General features: G+C 70.4%; 7 protein-coding genes and 1 CRISPR repeat array. Of the genes, 1 reads left to right on the plus strand and 6 read right to left on the minus strand.

The window, feature by feature from the left end:
* Window positions 1-215, plus strand: a 215-nt coding sequence (locus AC5LUJ_RS19305) for a septum formation family protein (protein ID WP_493465424.1), incomplete at its 5' end; no start/stop codon positions are given.
* A 327-nt stretch (window positions 216-542) separates the two neighbouring features.
* A CRISPR array of direct repeats spans window positions 543-2,278; the repeat unit is 28 nt; unit sequence GGAAGATCCCCGCGCGGGCGGGGACGAC.
* Window positions 2,279-2,296: 18 nt separating this feature from the next.
* Here the strand turns inward: AC5LUJ_RS19305 and cas2e are convergent.
* From cas2e to casB, 6 genes are all read right to left on the minus strand, one after another.
* On the minus strand, window positions 2,297-2,575 hold the full coding sequence (gene cas2e, locus AC5LUJ_RS19310; protein WP_445548496.1) for a type I-E CRISPR-associated endoribonuclease Cas2e: 279 nt from the start codon (window positions 2,573-2,575) through the stop codon (window positions 2,297-2,299).
* On the minus strand, window positions 2,575-3,564 hold the full coding sequence (cas1e, locus tag AC5LUJ_RS19315) for a type I-E CRISPR-associated endonuclease Cas1e (protein ID WP_250292185.1): 990 nt from the start codon (window positions 3,562-3,564) through the stop codon (window positions 2,575-2,577). The genes cas2e and cas1e overlap by 1 nt, the downstream gene beginning before the upstream one ends.
* A 1-nt stretch (window position 3,565) precedes the next feature.
* Window positions 3,566-4,363 (minus strand): type I-E CRISPR-associated protein Cas6/Cse3/CasE, encoded by a 798-nt coding sequence (cas6e, locus tag AC5LUJ_RS19320; protein WP_250292184.1) that lies wholly within the window; start codon window positions 4,361-4,363, stop codon window positions 3,566-3,568.
* A gap of 7 nt (window positions 4,364-4,370) precedes the next feature.
* Window positions 4,371-5,339: a type I-E CRISPR-associated protein Cas5/CasD gene (gene cas5e, locus AC5LUJ_RS19325; protein WP_250292181.1), complete on the minus strand. Its 969-nt coding sequence runs from the start codon at window positions 5,337-5,339 to the stop codon at window positions 4,371-4,373.
* The gene (cas7e, locus tag AC5LUJ_RS19330) at window positions 5,336-6,478 is read right to left on the minus strand and encodes a type I-E CRISPR-associated protein Cas7/Cse4/CasC (RefSeq protein WP_493465425.1); all 1,143 of its coding nucleotides are present in this window, start codon (window positions 6,476-6,478) and stop codon (window positions 5,336-5,338) included. The genes cas5e and cas7e overlap by 4 nt, the downstream gene beginning before the upstream one ends.
* Before the next feature lie 160 nt (window positions 6,479-6,638).
* Window positions 6,639-7,136 (minus strand): type I-E CRISPR-associated protein Cse2/CasB (casB, locus tag AC5LUJ_RS19335; protein WP_493465426.1); only part of this gene is annotated, 498 nt, incomplete at its 5' end.

Raw genomic sequence — 7,136 nt, forward strand, 5'->3', positions numbered from 1 at the left:
CCGGCCCGCGCTGCCAGGAGGTGGCCAGCCGCTTTCTGCGACGGCCGTTCCGGGAAACCGAGACCATGCGGGTCGGCTGGCTCCATCTTCCCGCCGAGAGCTGGCGTGCCGGCACCCGCGCACTCACCTGCACAATCATGTTCGTGGACGGGCGCGGTGGATTCGCCACGATCACCGGCGCCCTGTCCCACACCGGCGAAGGCGTCATGGCCTGAGGAAGCGGAAGATCCCCGCGCAGGAGGGGGCGACCGCAGCCCGAATTTTTCGGGATTGAGTATGGGGAAGATCCCCGCGCGGGCGGAGACGACTAGGGCGCTGGTCAGGTAACCATACGTATCCCTCCTGAACGATGGCACGCTTCGATGGACGTCGGCCACCAGAGAAGATCGGCGTAATTTTGTCGCTGTGTACGCTTTTGCGGCCAAAAAGCGTACACAACGACAAACTCTCCTGGATCATGGCCTGCGCGGGTGGTCGTGGATGGGATCCGCGCTACTTGACCGGCGTTCTAGATCAGGACCTCGGCCACGTCGCCGGCCGCAGGAAGATCCCCGCGCGGGCGGGGACGACGTCAACCAGACCTACCGCGCCCTGCAGCAGTGGGGAAGATCCCCGCGCGGGCGGGGACGACACGATGGGTGATCCGACGGGGCTGGCGAGCGCCGGAAGATCCCCGCGCGGGCGGGGACGACGCCGCCCACACCGCGGCGTGCCGGGCGCCGACGGGAAGATCCCCGTGCGGGCGGGGACGACGACCTCGGCTACTCGCCCCAGCAGATCGAACGGGGAAGATCCCCGCGCGGGCGGGGACGACGTGGCATATCCCGTCCACACGGGGTAGAACGCAGGAAGATCCCCGCGCGGGCGGGGACGACCTCCTCACCGGGCATGTCATGCCGGTAGTTGGAGGAAGATCCCCGCGCGGGCGGGGACGACTATGCCCGTTGGCGCACACGATGCTTCTCGTAAGGAAGATCCCCGCGCGGGCGGGGACGACGACGCTGGGGACGCTGGGACGGACGCTGACCCGGGAAGATCCCCGCGCGGGCGGGGACGACGCTGGAGGGGACACGGCGCCGGATAGGCAGCGGGGAAGATCCCCGCGCGGGCGGGGACGACGTCCCTGCCGCCGGCGGACGGGCAACCCGGGTGGGAAGATCCCCGCGCGGGCGGGGACGACCCTCCAGCCGTGCCAGAGCCGGCGCCCCCGGACGGAAGATCCCCGCGCGGGCGGGGACGACGTCTAACCCGGTTGACACGGTCGCCTAGCCCGGGGAAGATCCCCGCGCGGGCGGGGACGACAACGGTCCGGAACTCCGCAATAGCAGCCTGGAGGGAAGATCCCCGCGCGGGCGGGGACGACGCCCGCCGGCGTGGCCGGCGTCGGCGAGCAGCTGGAAGATCCCCGCGCGGGCGGGGACGACTCAGGGGAGGCCGGGGCCGGGTGGTGCTACGACGGAAGATCCCCGCGCGGGCGGGGACGACGCCACCGTTAATCGATGGCTAACCGCCGGCCGGGGAAGATCCCCGCGCGGGCGGGGACGACCGTCCTTACGCCCACTCTAAACCGCCTCCAGTAGGAAGATCCCCGCGCGGGCGGGGACGACCGAAGGTGACGTGAGCCAGCCGCGCGGCGGCTTGGAAGATCCCCGCGCGGGCGGGGACGACGAGGAGTGGGTGTTGTAGCCCTACCGTGTGCCGGGAAGATCCCCGCGCGGGCGGGGACGACCGTAGCTCTAGAGATCATCGACCCGGCCCTTTTGGAAGATCCCCGCGCGGGCGGGGACGACGAGTAGGTCAGCAGATAGCTACCGGCGTGCACAGGAAGATCCCCGCGCGGGCGGGGACGACCGTCGGCCTCGTGCGACGCTCGCTCGCCTGGGGGGAAGATCCCCGCGCGGGCGGGGACGACCAGCAGCGGGGAGCGGCGCAGAGGCCACAGCGGGGAAGATCCCCGCGCGGGCGGGGACGACATATCGGCCGGTGAAAGCCCGGTCGCAGATGTGGGAAGATCCCCGCGCGGGCGGGGACGACATCCGCGCGTGACGGGCCGTAATCGCCTGGTACGGAAGATCCCCGCGCGGGCGGGGACGACGGCCTACCGCGAGCATACATGTCTGATACCTGGGGAAGATCCCCGCGCGGGCGGGGACGACGCCCTGTCGACAGTAGGGGGCGAGTGCGGCGAGGGAAGATCCCCGCGCGGGCGGGGACGACGCCCTGTCGACAGTAGGGGGCGAGTGCGGCGAGGGAAGATCCCCGCGCGGGCGGGGACGACGCTTGGTGAGCTGGGCTTTTAGTGGCGGGGGCGGGCGAAAAGTATTAGTCCATCATAGTCAACAGGGTAGCCGCGGTCTCGGCCGGCGGTTCGTACGGCCCACCTTTGTTCGTTGTTCGCTGGTTCGATCATGATGACTTGGCCGTCGCCGACGCGTTGGGAGAGCACGTTCCAGAGGTGGTCGCGGACGCGGGCGCTGGGGTTGCCTACGAAGACACCGGCTGTGATTTCGATCATCCAGCGTGTCAGGTGGCCGCGTAGGCCTTCGGCTGTGGCGATGAGAACAATGACGGTCATCAGGGTGGTGTCTGCTGGTCGATGTCGGGTCCGGTGACGCCGATGACGGTGTTGCTGTCCCACTGGTCGGCCAGGCCGGCGGCCCAGTTGACGCCGCCGGGCACATGGCCGTCGAACTCGTCCCACAGATGCATGGCGTCGTCGTCGCTGTCGTGGGCTCCTTCCTCCAGCAGGAGGTCCTTGATGTCGTGGACGATCCTTGCCATCAGATGGCCATCGGCGACCTTGTCCCGGAAGGCGGTGCGGATGTCCCTTTCCTCGACGTGGCCGGATGCGGCGAGGTCGAACGCGAGGGGGATCGTGTATTCGGCCTTGTACAGGTCGGCGATGTCCAGGACGAAGGAGGTGGCCCCGCCGGTGTGGACGAATCCGAGCGCCGGGCTGGCTCCGATGCCGACGGTCGCGGCGTGGCAGATGCCGTAAAGACAGCTGTGTCCCGCGGACAGCAGCCGGTTGACGTCGTCGCCGGCGGCGTCGGGGTCGCCTGGGACGTACACGCGACGGTTCCATGCCACGCCGGTCCGTGCGGCGTGCTCGCGGTAGATCTTCTTGATGCGGGCGCCTTCGCGTCCACGCAGCTGTTGCATGGTCGCCTGTGAGACGTCCTCGTCGGGGAAGCGTTTGCCGTACATCCGCCGGGCGACCGTGAGCCGTTCCCTGGTCCGCGTCACCAGGTAGGCCTGCCGCATGAGCAGACCGGCACCACGGCTGGGGCCGAGGCCGGCCGCGTACATCCGTACGCCGCGGTCGCCCACCCAGCAGATCGCGGTGCCGGAGTCCGCGAGGAGCCGGACTGCGGCATGCGTGATCCGAGTGCCGGGACCGATGAGCACGGTGGCGACGAGGGCGGCGGGCACCCGCACGGTGCGTTCACGGTTGACGAGGACGACGGCGTTGTCGTCGCGGTCGAGGTGGCATTTCTCCACGTAGAGCGTTGAGATCCGGTCTTCGATGCGGTGCAGGTCCTGCGGGTTGGACAGCCACCACATGTCAGACGTCGCCGGGTGTCGTCGGGCTGACGGCCGCTGTCGGGCCGAGAATTGCTGTCGGGCCGACAACAGACGGCGGGCCGAGAGGCGCCAGGGTGAGCAGGCCACAGCCGTAGGCTTTCCCCGGGCCGACCCCGTGCAGCAGGGTGTGTCGGGCGCGCTGTGGGTCGGTGACGCGGACGGCGCCGTCGAAGGTGGCGGTGCTCAGCACGACGCGCCGGCTGCCGGCCTCACCGTCATCCCCGGTTTTCTTGTGGAAGGTGAGGCGTTCACGAGCGGACAGGTGCAGCGCCGGACCCGTGCCCGCGACGTCGATCACGGTGAATCCCCAGTGATCGATACGGGCGGTGAGCCAGGTGATCTGATGGCCGGCGGTGCGGTGAGGGACGCGGACTCCCCGGGCTCGCGGGCGCGCGAGCTGTTCCTTCTGGGCAGCGGACGGGCTGCTGGGCGAACGGGTCGCGCTGACCGGGTTGGCGCGTAGCCGGAAGCGGAACTCGCGGCCGTTGTCGACGCGGTCGAGCAGCGGCTGGTAGTCGCGTACCAGGGCCTGGGGCTCGTCGGAGTGCGGCCAGCCGGCCTGTTCGACGATGTGTTCCCAGGACGGCGTCGACTCGGTCAGGACGAGCAGTTCGGCGCGGTGGGGCTGGCTGGTTTCCAGCCGCCACAACACCCGTTCGGTGATCGGCTGACGGCTGAGCCCGCCGAGCACGGCGGCGTGCATCTTCTGCGGGCTGCGCAGCAGTCCCTGCGCCCGTGGACGCAGCGGGTTCAGCCAGATCCGCGACAGGTAAGGCATGGGATGGTCACCATCCGAGGAGAGCGAAGGGATCGTGGTCCGGCGGGGTGTCGGTGTCGCCTTCCGCCGTCTGGTTTTCCGCCATCCGGTTGTGTGCCACCGGGTCTTGCGCCGCCCGGTGGGGCACTGGCAGATGGACCCATTCCTGGCGGACCCGGCGGGCGGTGAACGACCGGTGACGTGGGTCGAAGGTGCTCGGCAGGTCCAGGCGGACGTCCTCGCCGCCGATGTCGTCGAGGGTGACGGGCAGGTCGATGTACCGGGGGAGGGAGCGCCGCCGTTGCAGCTTGTCGCGGTGGGCTCTGCCTGCCTGCCATGGGACTTGTCCGAGAACTTCCAGCACCGTTCCCCGCCAGAGGCCGGCGCTGCCTGTCTGGTCCGCGCTGCCTGCCCGGCCGGCGCTGGCAGCCTCGTCAGTGCCGCTCGCTCCGTCGGCGGGGGTGAGCAGGAGAGGCTGGGTCGGCGGGCAGGCGCGGCGTCCGAGCGCGAGAGGGAAGGCCGGGTTGCGCAGCGCCTCGGCGAGGGTGACCAGGACGGGATCGGGCGCGGCGACCGCGACGACGAAGACGGCGTCCTGCAGGTAGAAACGTTCGGTCACATGTGTGTACTTCGCCGGTGACGTCGGCTTCTGCGTCCCCTTGGCCGACACCGACGCCGACGGCAGTGGCACGCCCCGGTAGTCGCTGACGGTGTGGTAGTCGCGCAGCAGGGTGCCGGGCTGGTCGGTCCGCACGCCGAAGACGAGCTCGAGCAGGTCCTCGATCGGGTCGGTGCGGCGCCGGCCCTGCGCGGCGGCGAGCAGGCCGACCAGACCGCTCTTCGTCGGCTCGGCCAGGGTCTCGCGGCGGTTGAACATGCTGGTGCCGCCCCAGGACTGCACCGGGCCGGCCAGCCGCAGCACCAGACAGCCGGCCGCGGCCGGGACCGCTGCCGGGCTGACGGCCGAGCCCGCGGACGGGTCGGTGGCCCCGCTCACCGGCCGTTGCCTTCGAGCCAGCTCCTGGCGGCCGCCGTGACGCTGTCGACCACCTCGTGGAACGGTTTCGCCGCGCCGAGCGGCTCGGCCAGCCCGGTGGCGGCGGACGGGTCCGCGGGCGTGCTGTAGGTGGAGGCGACGAGGACGGGCTCACGCCCCCACAGCGTCGTCGCGGTGGTCAGCTCGTTGGCGAACCGTCGGACGGAGGCGTCGAGAACGCCCCGGCCGTCGGAGCGGACCGGGTTCTCGAACGCCGAGACGAGGTTGACGGGCTGGTCGGCGCGGACGGCGACGGTGAGCAGGTTCGGGGTGGTGCGGTGGGCGAAGGAGTTGCCGTGCCCGGTCGGCATCGAGGTGGTGAACGCGGTGAGGAACACCCGCAGCGCGGCCACGGTCGCCTCGACATCCCCGTCCAGGTTGTCGGCGAGCTGGCGGAGGCCGACGGTGGCGAACCGGTACAGCGTGGCGGACTGGAACTCCACCGTGCCGATCATCCCGGCGCCGGTGTCCTCCTTCGGGTTCTCGTCGTCGACCGCGGTGTAGTAGTCGAACTCCACGTCGACGGCGTGGGTGGACAGCGCGTGCGCGACCTGCGTCGCCGCGTCGACGTTGAGCTCGGCCCGGTCGGCGACCATCCGTCCGAACAGGGCCACGTCGATGGGATGGCCGGTGCCGAGGATCTGCCGCGCGGGCACGTCCTTGACGGCCGCGGCGAGCTCGGTGTCGTTGAGCTCGGACAGCCGCGGCAGGTCGTCCTCGATGCGGTCGATGAGCCGTTCGAGCTGAGGACGGCCGAAGAACAGCAGGTAGGCGGTTTCGGTGGCCTTCTTGCCCGCTTTGATGCCCAGGTCAGCCAGGAGGCTGGTGGCGATGCGGGTGCTCGCCTCGGGGTCGAGCAGGCCCCGGGCCGCGATGCGCTCGGCCAACAGTGCGGAGATCTTCTTGGTGCGGGTGCCGAGCTGGCTCGGATCGACATGCTCGGCGAACGCTGTCCGCGTCGCCCGCTTCCAGGCCTGGGACGACACACGGGCGCGCTTGGCGCCACCGTAGACGGCCTGTTTCGGCGTGCCCGCGTCGTCACGGTTGAGGTTGGACGGCGGGACGGTCTGCAGGATGTGGACATCGACGTAGTAGGGCATCGGCAGGTGCCTCTTTCTCGAACGGGGCAGGGTTTTCTCGAGCCGGGTACAGGCGCGGGAAGGACCGTGCGGTTGATGAACGGGGCGGGGCGGCCGGACCGCGGATGGTCGTCGGAGAACAGACAGTCGGATGGCCGAATGGCTAGGCGAAGATCAGAGGTCAGCGGGCGGACGTGGTGCTGGCGCGATCACCGTCGCGACCACGTCCGAGGAAGTACTGGCCTCCCCATCGACGCCGCACCTGTCCGACTCTGTCGGGGTGCTGCCAGTTGATGAGATCTTGCTGCAACTGGTTGTAGTCGAGGCTCTGCGGGATGTGCCGCAGTTGGCGGACCAGCCCCCGTAGGTGATAGGCGGCCTCGTCCAGCGAGGTAGCGGTCGCCGCCGCGTTGAAGCGGCGGTCGACAGCATCCGGGCTGAACCTGTCGCTGTTGCGCAGCGCGAGGACGGCCGTGCCAAGGCCGGTCCCGGCACGGTGCGCCGGCGACGGCAGGGACTGCTGGTGCACGGCATACAGGGTGAGCGCGACGTGCTCGGCCCGCAGCCGGGCGGTGAGACGGCCCTCACGGTCAAGGGTGGTGTAGTAGCGCCACATCGCCGGCACGCTGCCCGGTTCGCGGCCGATACCGCGGCGCAGCGCGGCCAGATCGGCCCCGTC

The sequence above is a fragment of the Protofrankia sp. CiP1_Cm_nod3 genome (assembly GCF_982290655.1).

Coding starts and splice junctions, on each gene's coding strand:
- cas1e (WP_250292185.1), bottom strand. CDS start 3,564: ATGTGGTGGCTGTCCAACCCGCAGGACCTGCACCGCATCGAAGACCGG.
- cas2e (WP_445548496.1), bottom strand. CDS start 2,575: ATGACCGTCATTGTTCTCATCGCCACAGCCGAAGGCCTACGCGGCCAC.
- cas7e (WP_493465425.1), bottom strand. CDS start 6,478: ATGCCCTACTACGTCGATGTCCACATCCTGCAGACCGTCCCGCCGTCC.
- cas6e (WP_250292184.1), bottom strand. CDS start 4,363: ATGCCTTACCTGTCGCGGATCTGGCTGAACCCGCTGCGTCCACGGGCG.